The organism is Streptomyces tropicalis (assembly GCF_029269835.1).
Lineage (GTDB): Bacteria > Actinomycetota > Actinomycetes > Streptomycetales > Streptomycetaceae > Streptomyces > Streptomyces tropicalis.
This window is the reverse complement of record NZ_JARJBB010000015.1, coordinates 72,858-94,140: the sequence shown is the minus strand read 5'-3', so window position 1 is coordinate 94,140 and position 21,283 is coordinate 72,858. Positions and strand designations below refer to the sequence as shown.

13 protein-coding genes and 2 pseudogenes are annotated in these 21,283 nt (G+C 72.4%); 9 read left to right on the top strand and 6 right to left on the bottom strand.

Annotated elements, in window-relative coordinates:
- Positions 1-167: 167 nt before the first annotated feature.
- The 4 genes and pseudogenes from P3H78_RS24650 to P3H78_RS24635 form a co-directional block, all read right to left on the bottom strand.
- Positions 168-975, bottom strand: a pseudogene (locus P3H78_RS24650) (LLM class flavin-dependent oxidoreductase).
- A 131-nt stretch (positions 976-1,106) separates the two neighbouring features.
- On the bottom strand, positions 1,107-2,060 hold the full coding sequence (locus tag P3H78_RS24645) for an ABC transporter permease (protein ID WP_276111333.1): 954 nt from the start codon (positions 2,058-2,060) through the stop codon (positions 1,107-1,109).
- The gene (locus tag P3H78_RS24640; protein ID WP_276111332.1) at positions 2,057-2,899 is read right to left on the bottom strand and encodes an ABC transporter ATP-binding protein; all 843 of its coding nucleotides are present in this window, start codon (positions 2,897-2,899) and stop codon (positions 2,057-2,059) included. Before P3H78_RS24640 ends, P3H78_RS24645 begins: the two co-directional genes overlap by 4 nt.
- Positions 2,900-2,902: 3 nt before the next feature.
- Complete coding sequence (locus P3H78_RS24635) at positions 2,903-3,934, bottom strand: ABC transporter substrate-binding protein (protein ID WP_276111331.1); 1,032 nt, start codon at positions 3,932-3,934, stop codon at positions 2,903-2,905.
- A 770-nt stretch (positions 3,935-4,704) separates the two neighbouring features.
- Here P3H78_RS24635 and P3H78_RS24630 point away from each other — a divergent pair.
- Entirely contained in the window at positions 4,705-6,192 is a 1,488-nt protein-coding gene (locus P3H78_RS24630) for an extracellular catalytic domain type 1 short-chain-length polyhydroxyalkanoate depolymerase (protein ID WP_276111330.1), read from the top strand.
- Between the two features lie 69 nt (positions 6,193-6,261).
- Here the strand turns inward: P3H78_RS24630 and P3H78_RS24625 are convergent, their stop codons facing one another.
- Positions 6,262-8,622: an isoamylase gene (locus P3H78_RS24625; protein WP_276111329.1), complete on the bottom strand. Its 2,361-nt coding sequence runs from the start codon at positions 8,620-8,622 to the stop codon at positions 6,262-6,264.
- A gap of 881 nt (positions 8,623-9,503) precedes the next feature.
- Between P3H78_RS24625 and rph the strand changes: the two genes are divergently transcribed.
- The 3 genes and pseudogenes from rph to P3H78_RS24610 all read left to right on the top strand — a co-directional run.
- On the top strand, positions 9,504-12,098 hold the full coding sequence (rph, locus tag P3H78_RS24620) for a rifamycin-inactivating phosphotransferase (protein ID WP_276111328.1): 2,595 nt from the start codon (positions 9,504-9,506) through the stop codon (positions 12,096-12,098).
- Between the two features lie 281 nt (positions 12,099-12,379).
- Positions 12,380-12,856 (top strand): SRPBCC family protein, encoded by a 477-nt coding sequence (locus P3H78_RS24615; RefSeq protein WP_276111327.1) that lies wholly within the window; start codon positions 12,380-12,382, stop codon positions 12,854-12,856.
- A gap of 80 nt (positions 12,857-12,936) precedes the next feature.
- A pseudogene (locus tag P3H78_RS24610) lies at positions 12,937-13,065 on the top strand (plasmid stabilization protein); the annotation flags it as partial.
- 170 nt (positions 13,066-13,235) lie between these two features.
- Here P3H78_RS24610 and P3H78_RS24605 read toward each other — a convergent pair.
- Positions 13,236-15,107, bottom strand: coding sequence for a transketolase (locus P3H78_RS24605; protein WP_276111399.1), 1,872 nt, complete (start codon positions 15,105-15,107; stop codon positions 13,236-13,238).
- A 163-nt stretch (positions 15,108-15,270) separates the two neighbouring features.
- Between P3H78_RS24605 and P3H78_RS24600 the strand changes: the two genes are divergently transcribed.
- The 5 genes from P3H78_RS24600 to P3H78_RS24580 all read left to right on the top strand — a co-directional run bounded on the left by P3H78_RS24600 (position 15,271) and on the right by P3H78_RS24580 (position 21,241).
- Entirely contained in the window at positions 15,271-16,428 is a 1,158-nt protein-coding gene (locus tag P3H78_RS24600; RefSeq protein WP_276111326.1) for a sensor histidine kinase, read from the top strand.
- Positions 16,425-17,084, top strand: coding sequence for a response regulator (locus P3H78_RS24595; protein WP_276111325.1), 660 nt, complete (start codon positions 16,425-16,427; stop codon positions 17,082-17,084). Before P3H78_RS24600 ends, P3H78_RS24595 begins: the two co-directional genes overlap by 4 nt.
- 114 nt (positions 17,085-17,198) lie before the next feature.
- The gene (locus tag P3H78_RS24590) at positions 17,199-17,834 is read left to right on the top strand and encodes a GOLPH3/VPS74 family protein (protein ID WP_276111324.1); all 636 of its coding nucleotides are present in this window, start codon (positions 17,199-17,201) and stop codon (positions 17,832-17,834) included.
- A gap of 15 nt (positions 17,835-17,849) precedes the next feature.
- Positions 17,850-19,412 carry a carboxylesterase/lipase family protein gene (locus P3H78_RS24585; protein WP_276111323.1) on the top strand — a complete coding sequence of 521 codons (1,563 nt, stop codon included), beginning with the start codon at positions 17,850-17,852 and terminating at the stop codon, positions 19,410-19,412.
- Positions 19,413-19,825: 413 nt separating this feature from the next.
- Positions 19,826-21,241: a DEAD/DEAH box helicase gene (locus tag P3H78_RS24580; protein ID WP_276111322.1), complete on the top strand. Its 1,416-nt coding sequence runs from the start codon at positions 19,826-19,828 to the stop codon at positions 21,239-21,241.
- Positions 21,242-21,283: the final 42 nt, after the last annotated feature.

Genomic DNA, 21,283 nt, shown 5'->3' with positions numbered 1-21,283 from the left:
GGTTGGGTGTCCTTTCGACGAGTGCTCAGTGAGGTGACCGGTGAAGAGGTGGTCAGGTGGTGAGGGAGGCGAGGTGAGCGGGCGTGGCGGGCCGTGCCCCGGCGCGGCCCACGCGGCCGCCGGGCCACCGCCGACCACCGGGACGCAGGCGGTGGGCTCCGGCGCGCTCACACCGGCTGCCCTTCTCCGGCGGCTTCCGCAACCAGCCGGTTGGCGGGGCGGGCCAGGCCGTAGTGCTCGCGCAGGGTGCGGCCGGTGTACTCGGTGCGGAACAGGCCGCGCCGTTGCAGGATCGGCACGACGTGGTCGACGAAGTCCTCCAGGCCGCCCGGCAGGTGGGGCGGCATGATGGTGAAGCCGTCGGCGGCGCCCTGGGTGAACCACTCCTCGAGCTGGTCGGCCAGCCGCTCGGGGGTGCCGGCGACGACACGGTGGCCGCGTCCGGCGCCGAGTCGGGCGATGAGGTCGCGCAGGGTGAGGCCGTCACGGCGGGCGAGTTCGGCGACGAGTGTGAAGCGGCTCTTGTTGCCGTTGATGTCCCGTTCCTCGGGCAGGTCGGGCAGCGGTCCGTCCAGCGGCAGCCCGGTCAGATCGGTGCCGAGCATTCCGGAGAGCTGGGCGAGTCCGTACTGGGCACGCGAACCTGCGGGCGGTGTGGAAGGGCTCGTCGAACGTGGTGGAGAGGGTGGCGATCAGGCCGACGTGCTCCGTGACGGCGGCCAGGGCGGACAGCAGGGTCAGCGGTTCGAAGCCTCCGAGCGCGTTGTGCCGGACCCTGCCCCCCAGGGCGAGGCCGTCGGCGAGGAAGACCGAGTCGAGCAGACCGCGCTCGGCGGTCAGCGCGAGCTGCTGGAAGTAGCGCACATCGGTGACCCGTTCGGGCTGTGTACGGGGGTGCCGCCAGGCGGCGTCGTGATGGCCGGCGTTCATCAGGAAGGCGTTGAGGTGCAGCTGACGGGGACGGGTGGTGGTCATGGGGTACCTCGGGTCGGGGGAGGGAGGTGATCGGCACGCGGGGACGCCGTGCGCGCGGGCGGTCGCGATCCGTGAGCGCCGTCGCCCACGCGACGGGACCGGCAGCCAGGAGGACGGGCCGGCGGCCGGAGTCAGCCGCCCGCGGGCACGCGCCAGGAGCTGAGCCGCCGTTCCACGACCACCAGGATCTGGTTGAAGGCCACGCCGATGGCGGAGATCGTGAGGATGCCCGCGTACATCTGCGGGATCGCGAAGTTGTACTGGGAGGCGTTGATCAGATAGCCGAGGCCCGCCTTGGCGCCGATCATCTCTGCGGCGACCAGGACCAGGATGGATGCCGCACCGGCCAGCCGGACGCCGGTGAAGATCACCGGCACCGAGGACGGCAGGATGACCTTCTGGAACAGCCGGGGTGCGGACAGGTCCATCGACTTCGCCAGCTTCAGCAGGGTGGGGTCGACGTTGCGGACCGCACTGATGGTGTTGAGCAGGACCGGCCAGGTGCACGCGTACACCACGATGGAGATCTTCGAGGTCTCGCCGATGCCCAGCAGCAGCACGAACACCGGCAGCAGGGCGAGCGCCGCGGTGTTGCGGAAGACCTCCAGCACCGGTCCGAGGAGGTCGGCGACCGGCCGGTACCAGCCGATCAGCAGGCCGAGCGGCACCGCGAGGGCCACGGCGAGACCGAATCCGCTGAAGGAACGGACCAGGCTCGCCCGTGCGTTGTCGGCGAGTCGTCCGTCGGCCGCCAGCCCCCACCAGGCGCGGGCGACCTCACTGAACGGCGGCAGGAAGGTCCGGTCGACCAGGCCGAGTCGCGGCGCCGTCTCCCACAGGATCAGCAGAGCCACGATCGCCGCGGACTTGGTGGTCCCGTTCACCAGCAGGTACGGCAGTCGCGACACCGCCCGGCGGGCCCGGGCCGCGGGGGAGGAGACCCGGCGCACGTCCGGTGCGGATGCCCCGGGGGGTCCGGACGAGGCGGGAGACCCGGGAGGGGAGGCAGCCGGGGCGGGTGCGGCGGCGCCCGCAGAGCCCGGAGCCGTGTCCTTGCCGGTCGCCGTACCGGTCGTGGCGCTCATACGGAAGCCTCCTCCTTCTCCAACTGCTGTGCCCTGGCCACCTCGTCGTGCAGCAGCGACCAGATCTCGTGCCGGTGGCGCGCGAACTCGGGACTGGCGCGGAGGTCGTCCGCCGCCGTGCGAGGGCCGAGGGAGACCGGCACGATCTGCTTGATGCGGCCGGGCCTCGACGTCATGACGGCGACGCGCTCGCCCAGGTAGACGGCCTCGTCGATGCCGTGGGTGATGAAGACGACGGTCTTGCCGGTGCGCTGCCAGATGCGCAGCAGTTCGTCCTGCAGAGACTCCCGGGTCTGGGCGTCCAGCGCGGCGAACGGCTCGTCCATCAGGAGCACGTCGGGGTCGTAGGCGAGGCTGCGGGCGATCGCCACCCGCTGGCGCATCCCGCCCGAGAGCTCATGCGGGTGGCGGTCCTCGAATCCGGTCAGGCCCACCAGATCGAGGAACTCCCGGGCGCGCGTGGCACGTTGCCGCCGTGGAACGCCGGTGGCCTCCAGGCCGAACTCGACGTTGCCCTGTGCCGTGCGCCACGGCAGCAGCGCGTACTGCTGGAAGACGACGCCGCGGTCCAGGCCCGGGCCGGTGACAGGGATCCCGTCCAGCAGGATCTGTCCGCCGGTGGGCCGGGCGAGGCCGCCGAGGAGATCGAGCAGGGTCGACTTTCCGCAGCCGCTGGGCCCGACCAGGACGATGAACTCGCCGGCGGCTATGTCCAGGTCGATGCCGTCGAGGGCGGTGAACCGGGTTCCCCGCCTGGCCTGATGCGCCGTTCGGTCCCTGACGGGGAACTCCTTTCGCACCTGCTTCAGCACGATCTTGGGTGTGGTGGACTCCGGCATGGGTCAGCTCCCACTCGTCGAGGCGGAAGGAGCCGCGTTGTACTCGTTGGTGTAGAGGTCGGCCACCTTGACCTGGCCCTTCTTGACGTCTCCGCGCTCGGTCAACCAGTCGATCCACAGCTGCAGTTCCTTGTCGGTGATCCGGCCCGCCGTCTCGGCGACGCCGAAGGACCGCCAGTACTTCAGCGCCGAGGTGTCCTCGTTGCGGCCGCGCTTCCTGACGATGTCGGTCATCCGGGCGACGACCTGCTCGTGCGGAGTGGAACGGGCCCACTCGATGGCTTTTCCGACACCCGTGACGAAGACCCGGGCGGTGTCGGGGTTCTGCTTCAGGAAGCGGTCGGTCATCACATAGGTGCCGGCGCTGAACGCGCCGAGCAGCTGATAGTCCGTGAAGAGCGCTCTGACACCCCCGGCTGCCAGCGCCTTGTCCCGCAGAATGCCGCCGAGCACGGCCACGTCCGTCTGCTTCTGGCGCAGCGTCTGCTCGGTGTCGACCGGAGGTACCACGAGAGGCTCGACCTCGCCGATCTCCGCCCGGGAGAGACCGCCTCGCTGCAGATAGATGTCGAGCATGGCCTCGGAATGAGCCCCGAGCGTGTTCATTCCGACTTTCTTGCCGATCAGGTCCCGGGCCGATCGGATCGGGCTGTCCTTCAGGACGTAGAAACCGTTGTAGGCGTCCTTGTCGGAGCCGTAGTAGCTGATGACCGCCTTGACGGGGGCCCCGTTTCCCGCCAGTTTCACGACCGCGCCGTTGAACGCGCCCCCGAAATCGACCTGGCCCGTGGCCGCCGACTGGATGTCCTGCGGCCCGCTGATCGTGTTGCCGATCCACTTCAGCTTCACACCGCCCAGGTAGCCGAGATCCTCCGCCAGTTCCGGCAGGGTGACCTGGCCCGCCCAGCCCTGGTACCGGAGCGTCCTGGTCCGGCCCGAAGCGGCTCCGTTCGCGGTCGTGCCGCAGCTCACGGCCACTGCCGAGAGGCCGAGCAGGGAGAGGAACCGGCGCCGGGACGATGCACTCGTGGCCATGGAAGGGTCCTGTTCGAGATCGATGGAGCGGCTGGACTGTGTACGGCGGTTCCGCATTCGTCGGTGCCGCCTGAAGGGGGTGGCGAGAAATGGGGAAAAGGCGGCACGGCCCATTCCGAAGGCCGGGAAACGGCCCCACCGGAAAGGGGTGCGGCAAGCCGGAGGCGTGCGCGGAAACGACCGTGGCCAAGAAGCCGATCGTGAAAGGGGGCGCGGGTGAGCCGTGCCTGTCAGCGGCTACGGCGACCGGCGGCACAGAGGGCGCTGGCCTGACGTCGCAGGTCGACGTGCAGGCGCGCGGCGAGGTTCTCGGACGTGCTCACAGCCACGAGAGTCGCAGTGGATTCCGGTCACGTCAACGGCGACTGCGTGTGCGTCTCATATTCTCAACCGCCCGACACGCGCGTGAAGTACGCCGTTCACAATTGCCGGGGCGGAATGAGCGGAACATTCGCCTCGTGTCCGGTCCGCCGTAATGGATCGATTCCGGGAATCGTGCGGCACTGAGCATTGCCGGCCGATCCGGCGCTCCGGGGCGGCCGGCCCCGGCCGGGCGGGCAGGGCGAGCTCGGGACGCACGCCGGTGACGCAGGAGTGCCGCAACGGTGAGGACCCACAGGTCCGACCGCCGCGAGGTGGGGCGCATCTCCATTACGGCCGCCGCCGGCCTCACGTAACGTCCCCGCAACTCCCGTTCCCTGCAACCGTCTTCGAGCAGGGCCACGGCCGGTTCCACCCTCCCCGCCCGTCGCGATCACCCAGGTGGCCTGATGAACCCCACGTCCCCCCATCCGCTGCCGCGCCGCTCGTGGCGCCGCACGTGGCCGCGCCCCGCCTCCGCGGCGGCGCTGGTCCTGTCCCTGATCGCCGTGGTCCTCGGGCTCTCCCCGGCCCCGGCGCAGGCCGCGAGCCTGCAACAGGTCACGGGCTTCGGCTCGAACCCGGGCAGTCTGCAGATGTTCCAGTACGCCCCCGACAACCTGCCGCCCGGCGCGCCGCTGGTCGTGGCCCTGCACGGCTGCACCCAGAGCGCCACCGACTACTACAGCCACTCGGGCTGGCCCAAGTACGCCGACATGTACGGCTTCGCCGTGGTCTTCCCGCAGACCACCAGCTCCAACAACGCCAACTCCTGCTTCAACTGGTTCCAGTCCTCCGACTACACCCGGGGCCAGGGAGAGGCGCTGTCGATCAAGCAGATGGTGGACTACGCCACGTCCCACTACGGCAGCGACCCCGGCCGCGTCTTCGTCACCGGTCTGTCGGCCGGCGGCGCGATGACCTCGGTGATGCTCGCCGACTACCCCGACGTGTTCGCGGGCGGCGCGATCGACTCCGGCATTCCGGCGGGCTGTGCGACCGACCTCTCCAGCGGCCTGACCTGCCAGAACAGCGCGGTCAGCAAGACTCCGCAGCAGTGGGGCGACGCGGTCCGCAACGCCTCCGGCGGCTGGGGCGGGCCCTGGCCGCGCGTCGCGGTCTGGCAGGGCACCGGCGACACCACGGTGAACCCGGCCAACGCCACCGAGGAACGCGACCAGTGGACCAATGTCTGGGGCATCGGCCGGACCCCGTCGTCGACCACCACCCTGACCGGCGGCACCACACAGGCCGTGTACAACGACTCGAGCGGCAAGCCCGCCGTGGAGACCTTCTCCGTCTCCGGCATGGCGCACGGCCTCGCGGTCAACCCCGGCTCCGGCACCGACCAGTGCGGCAGCACCGGCACCTACTACCTCAACTACATCTGCTCGTCGTACTGGACCGCGAGGTTCTGGGGCCTGGACGGCGCCGGCGGGGGCGGCACCGGCAGCCTCCCGGCACCCACCGGGCTCACCGTCACCGGCACGACCGACACCACCGCGTCGCTGGCCTGGTCCGCGGTGAGCGGCGCGACGTCGTACAACGTGTACCGCGGCGGCAGCAAGGTCGGCTCGGCCACGGGCACCTCGTACACCGACACGGGGCTGGGCTCCGGCACGAAGTACACCTACACCGTCGCCGCCGTGGACTCCGGCGGCGCGGTCGGCACCCGGTCGTCGGCGGTCTCGGCCACGACCACCGGCTACCAGCCGCAGTGCTTCACGGACAACAACTACAACCAGGTCGCGGCGGGCCGCGCCCACCAGAGCCTCGGCTACGTCTACGCCGACGGCTCCGACCAGAACATGGGCCTCTACAACGTCGGCGTCACCCACACCCTCGAGGAGACCTTGTCCGGCTACTACGTGATCGCCGACTCGGGCTGCCCGGCCTGACGGACCGTACCGTCCGGGCCGTAGGCGGTGGCTCCCCCCTCGTCCGGTGGAGCCACCGCCGCATGCCGCTCACTTGGCGATCAGCAGCAGCGTCGCCCGGGCGTGGAGGGTGTAGACGCCACCGGCCCCGCCGACAAGGCTCTCCGCTCCCGGCTGGGCGACCTGGTCGGGCCCCTCGGCCCAGGTGGACGTGTCGGTGACGCGGTACCAGTTCCTGCCGGCTCCCGGCGAGGGCAGGGTGAAGTCGACGTCGCCGGACCAGCCGTTGTAGCCGACGTACAGCGCGGGGGCCGGGTCCGAGAACTCGGTGCCGTCGATGCGCCAGGCGAGGGCGTGGTTGTTCGGGTCGGACCAGTACGTGGTGTCCGGCGTGGAGCCCGCCGGGGTGAACCACTGAAGCCCGCCCATGCCGTTGCCGTTGCTGTCGGAGGCCGAGTAGAAGGTGGTCGGGCGCAGCGCCGGGTGGGCCTTGCGGAAGGCGATGAGCCGCTGGACGTAGGTGCGGAAGGTGCTCTGGTCGCCGCTCCACGCCGTGGTGAGCCAGTTGGCGGAGGAGTCGAGGTCGTAGGGGTTGTTGTTGCACTGGAGGGAGCGCAGGTACTCGTCGCCGCCGGTCATCATCGGCGTCCCGGCGGACAGCATCAGGAACGCGAAGCCGTTGCGGGCGGCCTTGCGCTGGTCGGCGGCGACGCCCCCCTGGTCCCAGGAGAGGTTGTGGTCCGAGCCGCCGTCGGAAGGTCCGTACGGCCAGGGCTGGTTGTTGTTCTTGGTGTTGCACCGGTAGAGGTCGGCGAGGGTGAACCCGTCGTGGGCGACCATGAAGTCGACGGAGTTGAAGGGGGCGCGGCCGTCGTCCTGGTAGAGGTCCGAGGAGCCGCTGAAGCGGGTGGCCAGCTCACCGGGGGTGACGTCCTCCACGCCGAGGGCGTTCTGGCTGCGGCGCAGCGCGTCGCGGAACTTGTCGTTCCATTCGGACCAGCCGGCCGGGAAGTTGCCCACCTGGTAGGTGCCGCTGCCCAGCGCCCAGGGCTCGGCGATCCAGTCGGTGCCGGTGCCGCCGCCGGCGGGCCGGGCCGGCATCAGGGCCGTGATGCGGTTCAGGGCGGTGCCGGGGTCGGTGCGGCTGTACTGGAAGCAGCCGTGCTGGCAGGTGTTGCCGAGGACCGGGGCGAGGTCGAAGCGGAAGCCGTCGACGCCGAGGGAGTCCTTCCAGTAGGCGAGCGAGTCGGTGATCAGGTTGCCGGTGACCGGGTTGTACGTGTTGACGTTGCCGCCCACGCCGGTGTTGTCCCAGGGACTCTGCATGTCGGACGTCAGCGAGTAGTAGGTGGGGTTGTCCAGGCCGCGCAGCGACAGCAGGCTGTACGTGTTCTTGTCGCTCGCGTTCCAGGGGCCGCCCTCGCCGGTGTGGTTGTAGACGACGTCCGTGAACACCTTGATGCCGGCGTCGTGGTAGGCCTTGACCATCGCCTTGAACTCGCGCGTGGGGCCGCCGGGGCTCTTGTCGGAGGCGTATCTGCGGTCGGGCGCGAAGTAGTCCAGGGTCGAGTAGCCCCAGTAGTTGTCCCCGGTGGTCGACGTCGGGGCGACGTCGTTGGCGTCGTTCTGGGTCTCCTGCACCGGTAGGAACTCCACGGCTGTGACGCCGAGCGCGGCCAGGCCGGCCGCCTTGCGGGCGGCTCCCGCGTACGTGCCGCGGTCGGCGGCGGGCACGGAGGGGTCGTTCTCGGTGAGGCCGCGGACATGGACCTCGTAGACGATGTCGTCCTTGAGGGCGCGGGTGGGCTTCGTGCCGGTGCTCGTGGTGTCGTCGGGCAGCACGATGCCCTTGGGGGCGAGGGCGCCGTCGTCCACCGCACGGTACTGCGGGCCCGTCCCGTAGGCCGTGCCGTCCGCGCCGCCCGGCGTGACGGGGTCGTGGCTCAGTTCGCGGGCGTAGGGATCGGTGAGGAGCTTGTTCGGATCGAAGCGGTTGCCGGCCGCGTCCACGTCGCTGATGAAACCGGCGCTCGACCCCTTCGTCCAGGCCGGATCGTACGGCCAGTTGGGGCCCCAGGCGCGGTAGCCGTAGTAGACCGTGCCGGTGATCCCGTACTGGCCCTGGACGGTGGACACCGGCACGCCGGCGGACCAGACGTTGGTGGCGGCGTCCTTGGTGAGCGGGACGACCGCGGCCTCCTGACTGCCCGACGCGGTGCGAAAGAGATACAGGTCGATGCGCCCGGCCCGGGACGAGAAGACCCGGAAGTCGATCGCCGTCCCCGTGGCGTCGTAGTGCGCGCCCAGCGGCCCTCCCGTCGCCGCCGCGGCGCGTGCCACGAGGGGGCGGGGGGCCATCGGACCGCCGAGGGCCGTGGCCAGAACCAGGGCCGCCGCCATGGTGGCGAGACGGCGTCGACTTCGCGGCAGGGCAGGGCGTATCGCGGTCATGGCGGCTCCCGGGGCGCAGGCGGGCGAAGGCGGCCTCGGTGCGGCCCACGGCACCGATGGCTGAAATCCTTTGCAGAGCGTTGCCGCAAGATAGTGCAGTCGTCGTGAGCGGTGAAGACCTCGCGCGGAGTTCGGTGCACGCCGTGCCGGCGGCCGCCGGCATCGGCCCCTCGGACCGTGGTCCACCATTCCCCGCCGGTGTGGTGGTGGAGGGCCCGCGTCCCTGCGCCGGCGAGCTGCCGCTACGGGACGTTACAGGCGGAGACGGCCGGATGCCCGTCCTCGAGAGCCAGGAAACCGAGAGCCCCCGGTGAGGGTGGCCGAGCAGCCGGCCGGCCGACGCGTCCAGGCCCGGCCGTCACCCCTGGCTGCCCACGCTGTCCGGCCGTGCGACACGGCGAGCCGCGTTGCTCGCCCTCACCGCCCCGTCTGCCGCCACCGACCGGCCGCACCGGCACGCGCAGGGCACGACGGTCTCCGGGAGCCGGCGGCGCGCTCGCGGGTCGGGCCTTGCCGCACAAAAGCGAAGGCAAGGAGAACGGTCTCCTTGCCACTCTCAACGTATAGCGCGCCGGGGGGCTTGCCGCAAGGCCCGGGTCACGGCGCAGAATTGTCGGCCGAGGCCACCACCTGGGGAAACGAGGACACGACGTGCGGGGGTTGTGGGCGACGTACGGGGGACGCGGCGACATCGCGGCAAGGGTGGGACCGGCGGCGCAGTCGCGGGTGCCCGGGGCGGGAGTGCGGCCTGCCGCCGTGCCGGAGGGAAGGTGATCAGGGATGAGGACGTGCCCGACAAGAGGTGCGACGGAGTGGGAGGCGCCGGTGACGCGAACGGCCGCGGCAGTGCGACGGAACACGGCTGCCTCGGAGGTGCCGCTGTGATCGGGCAGTACGTGGTGGATCTTCGAGAGGTCGACGAGACGCAGGTCGCGGTCGTCGGTGGCAAGGGCGCGCACCTGGGCGGGCTGTCGCGGATCGAGGGCGTCCGCGTGCCGGACGGCTTCTGTGTGACGACGGGCGCCTTCCGGCGCATCATGGCGGCGGCGTCGATCGACGATCGGCTCGATCGGCTGTCGCGCCTGGACCCGGACGACCGGGAGGCGATCCGCACGCTCAGCGCGCAGATTCGTCGGACCGTCGAAGGGATCGCCGTGCCGGACGATCTCGCGGCGGCGATCACCCGCGCGCTCGGCCGACTCGGCGAGCAAGCCGCCTGCGCCGTCCGGTCCAGCGCGACGGCGGAGGACCTGCCGACGGCCTCCTTCGCCGGGCAGCAGGACACGTACCTCGACGTCGTGGGGCCGACCGCGGTCCTCCAGCACGTCCGCCGGTGCTGGGCCTCGCTGTTCACGGAGCGGGCCGTGACCTACCGCCGGCGCAACGGAATCGACCACCGTACGGTCCACATGGCCGTGGTCGTGCAGCGGATGGTCTTCCCGCACGCGGCCGGCGTCCTGTTCACGGCCGACCCCGTCACGGGCAACCGGAAGGTCGCCACCGTGGACGCCGGCTTCGGCCTCGGCGAGGCCGTGGTCTCCGGCCTGGTGAACCCGGACGTCTTCAAGGTGCGACACGGCGAAGTCGTCGCCAAGGCGATCGCCGCCGGACAGCGTGCCGTTCACACCCTGCCGCCCGGCGGCACGCAGGAAGCGGCGACCGACCCGCAGCGGCAGGAGCAGCCGGCACTGACGGATGCTCAGGTCGTGCGGCTCGTGCGGCTCGGGCGCCGGATCGAAGCGCACTTCGGCCGCCCGCAGGACATCGAGTGGTGCCTCGTCGACGACGACTTCCAGTTCGTTCAGAGCCGGCCGATCACGACCCTGTTCCCCGTCCCCGAATCCGGCGACCAGGAGAACCACGTCTACGTCTCCGTCGGGCACGGGCAGATGATGACCGACCCCATGAAGCCGCTGGGGCTCTCCATGTGGCGGCTGACGGCCATGGTGCCGATGCACGAGGCCGGCGGGAGGCTGTTCGTCGACGTCACCCGGCGCCTGGCCTCGCCCGCGAGCCGCGCCGGTCTCCTGGACGTCCTGGGCAGAGGCGATCCGCTGATCAGGGACGCGCTGGAGACCGTCCTCGACCGCGACGATTTCGTCCCGTCGCTCCCGGACGCGGGTCCCGGCGGGCCGCCGGCCCGCGGTGCCTCCGCCCCGATCGAGACCGATCCGGCCGTGGTCACCGAGCTGATCGAGCGCAGCCGGGCGTCCCTCGCCGCCCTGGAGCGCGACATCCGGACCAGGACCGGCCCGGCACTGTTCGACTTCCTGCTGGAGGCCTTCGAGGAGCACAAGCGGGTCCTCGGCGATCCGCTGAACCTTCAGGCGGTCATGGCGGGGATGGAGGCCACGTGGTGGCTCAACGACAAGCTGCAGGAATGGCTGGGCGAGAAGAACGCGGCGGACACGCTCACGCTGTCCGCCCCCGGCAACGTCACGTCGGAGATGGGACTGGCGCTGCTCGACGTCGCGGACGTGATCCGCCCGCGGCCCGAGGTGGTGGCGTTCCTGCAGGGCGTCGACGACGAGGGATTCCTGGACGAGCTGGCGAAGCTCGCGGGCGGGACCGAGGCACGCGACGCCATCGAGGCCTACCTCGACCGGTACGGCATGCGCTGCGTCGGCGAGATCGACATCACGAGGCCGCGCTGGCGCGAACGCCCCACCACGCTCGTGCCCGTGATCCTCGACCACGTCAGGAACTTCGGGCCGGGCGCCGCCGAGCGGCGCTTCGAGCAAGGGCGGCGGAAGGCGCAGAAGAAGGAACAGGACGTGCTGTCACGCCTGCGGGCCCTGCCGGACGGGGACCGGAAGGCCGGCGAGGCCAAGCGGATGATCGACCGGGTCCGCACCTTCATCGGGTACCGGGAGTACCCGAAGTACGGCATCGTCGGCCGCTCCTTCGTCTACAAGCAGGCCCTGCTGCAGGAGGCCGAGCGCCTGGTGCGGGCCGGCGTGCTGCCCGAGAAGGAGGACGTCTTCTACCTCACGTTCCAGGAACTCCACGACGTCGTGCGCTCGCACCGGGTGGACGACCGGCTCATCCAGCGGCGCAAGGACGCGTTCCGGTCCCACCACGCGCTCACACCGCCCCGGGTGCTCACCTCGGACGGTGAGGCCGTCACCGGGGCGTACCGGCGCGACGACGTGCCCGCCGGCGCCCTGACCGGCCTACCGGTCTCCGCCGGGACGGTCGAGGGGAGGGCCCGCGTCATCCTGGACATGGGGGAGGCCGACCTCGAAGCGGGCGACATCCTGGTCACGGCCTTCACGGACCCCAGCTGGTCGCCGCTGTTCGTCGGAATCGCGGGCCTGGTGACCGAGGTGGGCGGCCAGATGACCCATGGCGCGGTGATCGCCCGGGAGTACGGCCTGCCGGCCGTCGTGGGCGTGCAGCAGGCCACCCGGCTGATCCGGGACGGACAGTGGATCCGCGTGCACGGAACCGACGGGTACGTCGAGATCCTGCCTTGACCGGCCACAGGGGGAAGCTCCGCCCGCCGCCCGGGTCCGGCCGCGCGGAGACCCCCGTCGCGGCTCTCCCTCCCGCGTCATCCCGACCGGTGACGTCGGGCACGGTCACTGCGCCGCGGCACGGGCCGTGGGCGGACCCGGCCGGGCGTGCCGGCTTGGAGCACCCGCCCGTCGGAAGGAGACGCAGATCGAGGGTCTTGGCCCCGCCACCTCGGGTACCCGAGGCCGCGAAAAGGTGCCGGCTCCTCGCCGGACGCCATCACCTGCGTCAGGAGGAATTCATGAGCACGGTCAAGGAAACCCTGGACGTCGAGGTTCCGGTCTACGTGGCCTACAACCAGTGGACGCAGTTCGAGGAATTCCCCAAGTTCATGGAGGGCGTGGAGGAGGTCCGGCAGCTCGACCACCGGCGCAACCACTGGACGACCAGGATCGGCGGAGTGCGACGTGAGTTCGACACCGAGATCGTCGACCAGCTGGCCGACGACCGGATCACCTGGCGGACCGTCGACGGCGACACCCGGCAGCGGGGCTCGGTCCGATTCCAGCGACTGGACGAGACGCACACCAGGGTGGAACTCACCATGGACGTCGAGCCCGGCGGCGTCGCCGAGAAGGGCGCCGACGCGCTGGGCCTGATCGACCGGCGGGTGAAGGGCGACCTGCGGAGGTTCAAGGACTACGTCGAGCACCACGGGGCCGAGTCCGGCGCCTGGCGGGGACGTATCCGCCCCGAGGACACCACGCCCCCCTCCTGAGCCGATCCTCGCACCCCCGTCCGCCGGGGCCGGGTGCCGGGCACCCGCTCCTGTCCGGCCTCGGCACACGGAGTGGCCACGGCGGCCGGCGATCGCACAGCGGCACGCAGGGCCCCACCAGGGACCAGCGCTACGACGAGGCCCGGAAGCGGAACATCCACGGGCGCTCCTCGACGACCGAGGAGCAACCGCAGGGCGCGCCCGGCCGCCGACCGAAGGCCGGGGGCCCGACTCCGTGGGGTCGATGTGCACGCGACGCGGGATCTTCCCGGCCGAGGTGGCCTCGGCCGGGAAGATCCCCGCTGCACGGTCCTGCCTCGACGGGAGCGCATCGGCCCTCACCCGTGAGCGGCCCGGCAGGGCGCGCGGCCCGCGGTGACTACCGCTTCACCAGGCCGTGCGCCGCCGCCGCGATGTGAGCGGCCGAGACACCCGCCGCTTCGAGCAGTTCGTCCGTGGTTCCCGACCCCGGGAGCCCGGTGGCGGCGAGGTGGGTGAACGCCGGGTGGCCGCCTGCGGCGGCCAGAGCGGACAGGACCGCCTCCCCGATGCCTCCCTCCGGGTGGTGGTCCTCGGCGACCACCAGGGCACCCGTGTCCCGGGCGGCGCGGGCCAGAGTGCCGGAGTCGATCGGCTTGACCGAGTACAGATCGATGACACGCGCCTCGATGCCTTCCTCGGCGAGCTGCTCCGCCGCGGCGAGGCATTCGTGGAGCGTGACGCCCGCGCCGACGAGGGTGACGACGTCGTCCTCACCGCTGCGCAGAGTCTTGGAACCGCCCACGGGAAACTCCTCGTCGTCGCCGTACAGGACCGGATAGGCGCCGCGCGTGGTGCGGAGGTACGAGATGCCCTCGAGATCGGCCATGGCGGAGGTCAGGGCAGCCGCCGACGTGGCGTCGCTCGGGTACAGGACCGTCGACCCGCGCACCGCGCGCATCATGGCGAGGTCCTCGAGGCCCATCTGGGAGGGGCCGTCGGCGCCGATCTCCACGCCGCTGTGGGTACCGCACAGTGCCATGTCGATCCGGGAGACGGCGGCCATGCGGATGAAGTCGTGGGCGCGGGTGAGGAAGGCCGCGAACGTGGTGGCGTAGGGGCGGTAGCCACGGACCGCCATGCCCACCGCCTCGGCGATCATCTGCTGCTCGGCGATGTACGCCTGGAAGAAGCGTTCCGGGTAGGTCTTCTTGAAGTCCTCCGCGTGGGTCGAGTTCCCCACCTCGGCGTCGAGCGCGACGATGTCGCGCCGGGAACCCAGAGCGACCAATGTCCTGCCGAAGGCGACGCGGGTGGCGACCTCGTCACCGACGTCGAAACGGGGGAGGACGAGGGCGTCGTCGGACCGTGCCGCCCTGGGGGCGGCCTCGGCAGGTCGGGGGCCGCGGACGCGCAGGTCGCGGACACCACCCAGTTCGGCGACGGCGCGCGTGGCCATGTCCTCCGGCAGGGGCTTGCCGTGCCAGCCCTCCTGGTCGGCCACCTCGGCGACGCCGCGCCCCTTCACCGTCCTGGCGACGACGACGGTGGGCGCCCGACCGTCGGCCGCGGTGGCCAGGGCGTCGTCGACGGCTTCCAGGTCATGGCCGTCCACGACGATCGCGCGGCAGCCGAACGCCTCGGCGCGCCGGGCGTAGGTGCCGGTGTCCCACTCCAGCTCGGTGGGACCGCTCTGTCCGAGCCGGTTGACGTCGATCACGGCGACGAAGTTGCCCAGTCGGTGCCGGCCGGCTCGGTCGAGGGCCTCCCACACGGAACCCTCGGTCATCTCGCTGTCTCCGCACAGCACCCAGACGCGCGAGGGCTGCCCGTCCAGCTCCCTCGCGGCCAGGGCGATCCCCACGCCGTAGGCGATGCCCTGGCCGAGGGATCCGGTCGCGACGTCCACCCACGGCAGGACGGGGGTGGGGTGGCCCTGGAGGCGCCGGTCGAAGCGCCGGTAGGAGGTCATGAGCTCGTCGTCGGAGACCACGCCGGCCGCCTTGAACATCGCGTAGAGCAGAGGCGAGGCGTGCCCCTTGGAGAAGATCAGGTGATCTCCCGCGGGGTCGTCCGGTGCGTTCCAGTCGTAGCGGAGGTGCCGGGCCATGAGGACGGCCATCAGATCCGCCGCCGACATGCTGGAGGTCGGATGGCCGGAACCGGCGGCCGTACTGGCGCGCACTGCGTCCACACGCAGCTGCTGAGCCAGCTCGAAGACCTGAGACAGGTCGCTGCCGGGGCCGAGAGGGGTGGTCTGCTCCATCGTCATGGTCTGGTCCTCCTCCTGGGGGTCGATGAGCACCGCCCTATGGGTTCCCACGTCGTGGCGTCTGATGTCGGCCCCGTACCGCCCGGGACGGGACCTCCGGGAACCGGGGACGCCTCACCGTGCGGTGCAGCGCCCGGACCGTGCCGCTGGTTAGGGTCGGGGCGTGAACCGCAGCAGCAGAGAGCCGGACGTCGCGTTCGCCGGGGAGGGGCGGGGCGAGCCGGCGCCCCGGGCCCTGTGGTGGGGATCGGCCGGTGTGGTGCTCGCCGTCCTCGGGACCTCGGTGCTCGTCGCCGGTACGGAGCACGGCCGACGCCTGCCCCTGGCCGCGGCTCTGGTGCTCGCCCAGGTCTGTGCCCTGCGATGGCAGACGCGATCCCCGGGCGCCGTACTGGCCGCGAACGCGTCGACGGGGCTCGTGGTGTGGGCGCTGCTGCCCGCCGTGACCTTGACGGGGGCGCTGCTCGCGGCGCAGTGCACGTTGTGCGTGCTGTCGGCCACCGGACCGCTGCGTGTGTCGGTGCGGGCGCTCGCGGCGATGTGCCTGGCGGCGCCGCTCGCGTTCCGGGCGGGCGGTCCCGCGGGTCTGGCGGTCTATCTGCTGACGGTCGTGCTGGCCTGGACCGCGGGGCAGTGGCGCCGGGCGCAGCAGGCACGGACGAGGGCGGAGATGCGCCGGGCCGTGGTGGAGGAGCGCGCGCGGATCGCGCGCGAGGTGCACGACGTCGTGGCCCACACTCTCTCGGTGATGGTCGTCCAGGCGGGAGCCGCCGACGACGTGTTCACCGAGCGGCCGGAGCAGGCCCGTCAGGCGCTGCGGGCCATCGAGACGGGCGCCCGCTCGGCGCTCGGCGAACTGCGCCTGCTGCTGCGCGCGTTCAGGGTCGACCCGGCGCAGGACGCGGCGGGGGAGCGGGAGCCGGGGCCCTCGCTGGTGCGCCTGGAGGAGCTGGCCGAGACGGTGCGCGCGACCGGGATCACCGTGCACGTGGACCGCGGGGGCGGCACCGACGGGCTGCCCGCCGCCGTGGACCTGGCCGCCTACCGGATCGTCCAGGAGGCCCTCACCAACGCGCTGCGCCACGCGGCCGGTGCCGACGAGGTGAGCGTGAGCGTGACGAGGAAAGGGGAGTGCGTGAAGGTGCGGGTGGTCGACAACGGCCGCACGTCGCCGGGGGGTGCCACCGCGGCGCCCGCGGGACGCGGCCTCGTCGGGATGAGGGAACGCGCGCGACTCGTGGGCGGCAGCCTGCGCGCCGGGCCGGTGCCCGGAGGCGGGTTCGAGGTGACGGCGCGGCTGCCGGTGGAGCGCGCGTCATGACGCTGCGCGTGGTGGTGGCCGACGATCAGGCCCTGGTCCGCACCGGATTCCGCATGATCATCGATGCCCGGGACGACCTCGAGGTGGTCGGTGAGGCGTCCGACGGCCGGGAGGCGGTACGGCTGACCCGGGAACTGGCGCCCGACGTGGTGCTGATGGACGTACGCATGCCCGTCGTGGACGGCATCGAGGCGACCCGGCAGATCGCGGAGTGCGGCAGTGCGGCCCGGGTGCTCGTGCTGACCACCTGGGACGTGGACGCGCACGTCGTGGCCGCCCTGCGCGCCGGGGCGAGCGGCTTCCTGCTGAAGGACATCCGCCCCGGCGAACTCGTCGAGGCGATCCGCGTCACCGCACGCGGTGACGCGCTGCTGGCACCGACCGTGCTGAGCCGCGTCCTCGACCAGTTCCTGCGCACCACGCCCGACCCGGGGCCCCCGCGCCCCCTCCAGGACCTCTCCGGTCGTGAACGGGAGGTGCTCACCCTCATCGGGCAGGCACTGTCGAATGCGGAGATCGCCCGGCGGCTGGGCCTGGCGGAGGCGACCGTCAAGAACCACGTCACCGCGGTGCTGCGCAAACTGGGTCTGCGCGACCGCGTCCAGGCCGTCGTCGCCGCCTACGACCACGGACTCGTGCGGCCCCGCCGCCCCTGACGGCGCGGCCTCCTCCTCAAGGAGGAGACCGCGCCGCGATCCTCCTGTGTTCCCAGTGCCGGTCCGTCCCCGCGGCCGATCCGTGACCGGGGCCGGCCGCCGTAGCGTCGGACTGTGATCGACGACCTCGCCGGCCTCATGTATCTGCTCGCCCACGACGACGCGGCCGAGGGCCCCTGGAACCGTTCCCGGACGGAGCTGCTGGTCCGTGCCGCCGCCCTGGTCGACCTCGCCCTGCGCGGACGGCTGCGGGAACACGACGGCACGGTCACCGTGTCCGGCACGGAACCGACCGGCGACCCCGTCCTGGACGGCGTGCTGCGCGACGCCGCCGGGCATGGCTGGAAGCACCTCGTGCGCCGCCACCGCAGGCGAACCCTGGCGCAGGTGGAGGACCGGCTCGCCGCGGCGGGACTCCTCACCGTGGAGGCGCCCCGCACCCCCTTCGGCACGCGGCGGGTGACCGTGACGGACCGCGCCGCACCCGCGGCGCTCCGCGCCCGTGTGTCCGCGGCGCTGCACGGGGACGGCCCCGTGCAGGACGTCCCCACCCGGGATGCCGCGCTGCTGGCGCTGGCCGCCGCGGGCGGCGTCCGCACGGTCGTCCCGCGGAGGGACCGGAAGACCTGCCGGGCCCGCATCGACGCCTGCACGGGGCGTATCGCGCCCCTCGCACCGGGCCTGGAGAAGGCCGTACGCGCGCTGCCGACCACCATGATCGCCGCACAGGGCGGCATGGGCGGCAGCTGACCGGATGGGGAGACGATGAGCATCCACCGCGTCCTGACCACCCTGGGCTGCGCCCTGGCGGCCACGCTCGCGACGGCCGGGACCGCGGCGCCACCGCCGGAGCCCGCCCGGCCCACCGCCACGACGGTGCGCACCCACGACGGCCTGGTGCGGGGCGCCGCCCACGACGGCTACCGCACCTTCCAGGGCATCCCCTACGCGGCGCCCCCGGTCGGCAGTCTGCGCTGGGCGCCGCCCCGTCCCGCGGCCCCCTGGCCCGGGGTCCGGGACGCCACCCGGCCCGCGAGCGCCTGCCCGCAGCCGGCCGGAGAGGTGCCCGGCGGCAGCACCGACGAGGACTGTCTCCACGTGAACGTCACGACGCCCGACGGCGCGGGCCCGGCACACCCCCGGGCCGTGATCGTGTGGCTGCACGGCGGCGGCCTCACCACCGGATCGGGCAGCTCGTACGACGCACACCGCATGGCCACCCGCGGCGGCGTCGTGGTCGTCACCGTCGACTACCGCCTCGGAGCCCTCGGTTTCCTCGCGCACGGCGGACTGCCCGGCTCCGGCACCTTCGGCCTGGCCGACCAGCAGGCGGCGCTGCGCTGGGTCCGTGCCGAGATCGGTGCCTTCGGCGGCGACGCACACGACGTGACGCTGGCCGGCGAGTCGGCGGGCGGCTACAGCGTCTGCGCCCAACTCGCCTCACCGGCCGCCGCGGGACTCTTCGACCGGGCCGTCATCCAGAGCGGCCCGTGCACAGGCCGCCCCGACCGGCCGTTCGCCCCCTCCTCCGTCCCTCTGGCCACGGCGCGCGCCGCGGGCGCGGACCTCGCGTCGAAGGTCGGCTGCGGCTCCGCCCGCGATGCCCTGGCCTGCCTGCGGCGCGTGGACGTCTCCCGTCTGCTGGCCGCCCAGGACACCGACCAGCAGCCCGCGCACGCCACCCCGCTGCTGCCCGGCGATCCCGCGGCGGCGACGGCGGCCGGCCGCCTCCACCGCGTGCCCGTACTCGTGGGCAGCAACCACGACGAGGGCAACGGCTGGGCTGCCGGGATCATTCAGGCCGGGAACCCGGTCACTCCCGGGACCTGGCCGGACGTCGTGGCGGCCTTCTTCCCCGCACCGGGCCGTGCGAAGGCGATCGTCGGCGAGTACCCGGTGCACCGCACCGACGGCGGCCCGGTGTTCGGCGCGGTCGTCGGTGACGCGGACTTCGCCTGCCCGACGGCGCGCACCGGCGAACTGCTCGCCGCCCGTGTGCCCGTCTGGCGCTACGAGTTCGCCGACGAGCACGCCCCGCCGCTCAGCCCGGGGCCGTCGCCGTTCCCGCTCGGCGCACCGCACGCGAGCGAACTTCCGTACCTGTTCGACCTGGGTGGTCGGCCCCGGGCGCTGACCGCGGCGCAGCACCGGCTGGCCGACACCATGATCGACTACTGGACCCGCTTCGCCCGAACCGCCGACCCGAACGGCCCGGCCTCCCCGCCCTGGCCCCGGCAGGCGGTGCTGTCCCTGGCACCGGACCACATCGTCCCCACGCACACCGTGCGGTCACGCCATCACTGCGGCTTCTGGGACGCCCTCGGGTGACCGCGGACCCACTCGTCGGACGGCGCGCGGGCCGAGGGCCCGTGCCGAGCCGCGTCCGCCTCAGTGGTCCCCGGTTCCGGCGGCCGACGGCCTGTCACGCCGCTGCGGTGCCTGGCTGCGCCCCACTCCGGAAGCCGGACGTGAGCGCCGCGGACATGAGCCACGAGCGGACATGAACGGCGAATCGAGCGGACATGAACGGCGAAACGGGCGGCCTGTACGCGTGCTGAGGGCTGCTGCCCAGCCCCCGGTTCGGCCCGCGGTGTCGGACGACCGCCGCTCGGCCGCGTGTTAGTGTCATGCGTTTGCGTGGTCGTCGCGGTGGGCGATTCTGCCTGTTCGGTTCCGCTCGTGCGGGGACTGTCCGATCCTGCCGGGCCTTCCTCGGTACGTTCCCCTGCGGAAGGCTGTTCATGAAGCATCCCGATGACTCCGGCATCGCTCACGGCGGTCCCGACCACCCCGGAGCCACGACCCCGGCGCTGCCCCCGGCCGTCTCCTTCGCCGGTCTGGAACTGCCGGTGGAGGTGCTGCGGACACTGAGCGGACTCGGGGTGCGCGAACCCTTTCCCATCCAGGCCGCCACGCTGCCCGATGCCCTGGAGGGGCGCGACGTCCTGGGGCGCGGGCGCACCGGATCGGGCAAGACCCTCGCCTTCGGCCTGCCGCTGCTCACACGTACGGCCGGGCGGCGCGCCGAACCGAAGCAGCCCCTCGCTCTGATCCTCGTGCCCACCCGGGAGCTGGCCCAACAGGTCACCCAGGCGCTGGCGCCGTACGCCGAGGCCCTGCGGCTGCGGACGGCCACGGTCGTCGGCGGCGTGTCGATCGGCCGGCAGGTCGCCGCGCTGCGCCAGGGAGCCGAGGTGGTCGTCGCCACCCCCGGACGCCTGCACGACCTGATCGAGCGCAACGCCTGCCGCCTGGGACGGGTGAGGATCACCGTGCTGGACGAGGCCGACCAGATGTGCGACCTGGGATTCCTGCCGCAGGTGGTCGACGCCCTCGACCAGGTGCACCCCGACGGTCAGCGGATGCTGTTCTCGGCCACTCTGGACCGCGACGTCGATCAGCTGGTCCGCCGCTACCTCCACGACCCCGTCGTCCACTCGGTCGACCCGTCCGCGGGCACGGTCACGACGATGGAGCACCACGTGCTGGTCGTCCACGGCCCTGACCGCTACGCCGTCACCACGGAGATCGCCGCCCGGGACGGCCGCGTACTGCTGTTCCTCGACACCAAGCACGCCGTCGACCAGCTCACCCGGCATCTGCGGGCCGGAGGAGTGCACGCCGGGGCCCTGCACAGCGGCAAGTCCCAGCCCCAGCGCACACGGACCCTGGCGCAATTCAAGAACGGCCAGATCACCGCTCTGGTGGCGACCAATGTCGCGGCCCGTGGCCTGCACGTCGACGACCTCGATCTCGTGGTCAACGTCGACCCGCCCACCGACCCCAAGGACTACGTGCACCGGGCGGGCCGCACCGCCCGCGCCGGTGAGTCCGGCAGTGTGGTCACGCTCGTACTGACGGGCCAGCGCCGCGAGACGAGCCGGATGATGGCCGAGGCCGGCATCGAGGCCACCGTCACCAAGGTGCGCTCGGGCGAGGCGGAGCTGAGCCGGATCACCGGTGCCAAGGCTCCCTCCGGGACCCCGCTCGACGGCGGGGCCGCCGTCCCGCGGCCCAAGAACACCAACGCTCCCTTCCGCGGCCTCGGCACCAGCAAGGACACCTCCCGCGGCGCCGGCGGCAAGTCCCGAAAGGCCGGCGAGGCCCGCAAGCTCGCCGAGGCCCGCAAGGCCGCCCTCGTGCGTCGCAACGGCTGAGAGCCGTTGCTCCGGCGGTGAACGTCCCGGCCACGGGATCGA

Bases quoted from the DNA above. Each gene is read 5' to 3' on its own strand.
- P3H78_RS24645 (WP_276111333.1), bottom strand. From the start codon at position 2,060: ATGAGCGCCACGACCGGTACGGCGACCGGCAAGGACACGGCTCCGGGC.
- P3H78_RS24640 (WP_276111332.1), bottom strand. From the start codon at position 2,899: ATGCCGGAGTCCACCACACCCAAGATCGTGCTGAAGCAGGTGCGAAAG.
- P3H78_RS24635 (WP_276111331.1), bottom strand. From the start codon at position 3,934: ATGGCCACGAGTGCATCGTCCCGGCGCCGGTTCCTCTCCCTGCTCGGC.
- P3H78_RS24630 (WP_276111330.1), top strand. From the start codon at position 4,705: ATGAACCCCACGTCCCCCCATCCGCTGCCGCGCCGCTCGTGGCGCCGC.
- P3H78_RS24625 (WP_276111329.1), bottom strand. From the start codon at position 8,622: ATGACCGCGATACGCCCTGCCCTGCCGCGAAGTCGACGCCGTCTCGCC.
- P3H78_RS24615 (WP_276111327.1), top strand. From the start codon at position 12,380: ATGAGCACGGTCAAGGAAACCCTGGACGTCGAGGTTCCGGTCTACGTG.
- P3H78_RS24605 (WP_276111399.1), bottom strand. From the start codon at position 15,107: ATGACGATGGAGCAGACCACCCCTCTCGGCCCCGGCAGCGACCTGTCT.
- P3H78_RS24595 (WP_276111325.1), top strand. From the start codon at position 16,425: ATGACGCTGCGCGTGGTGGTGGCCGACGATCAGGCCCTGGTCCGCACC.
- P3H78_RS24585 (WP_276111323.1), top strand. From the start codon at position 17,850: ATGAGCATCCACCGCGTCCTGACCACCCTGGGCTGCGCCCTGGCGGCC.
- P3H78_RS24580 (WP_276111322.1), top strand. From the start codon at position 19,826: ATGAAGCATCCCGATGACTCCGGCATCGCTCACGGCGGTCCCGACCAC.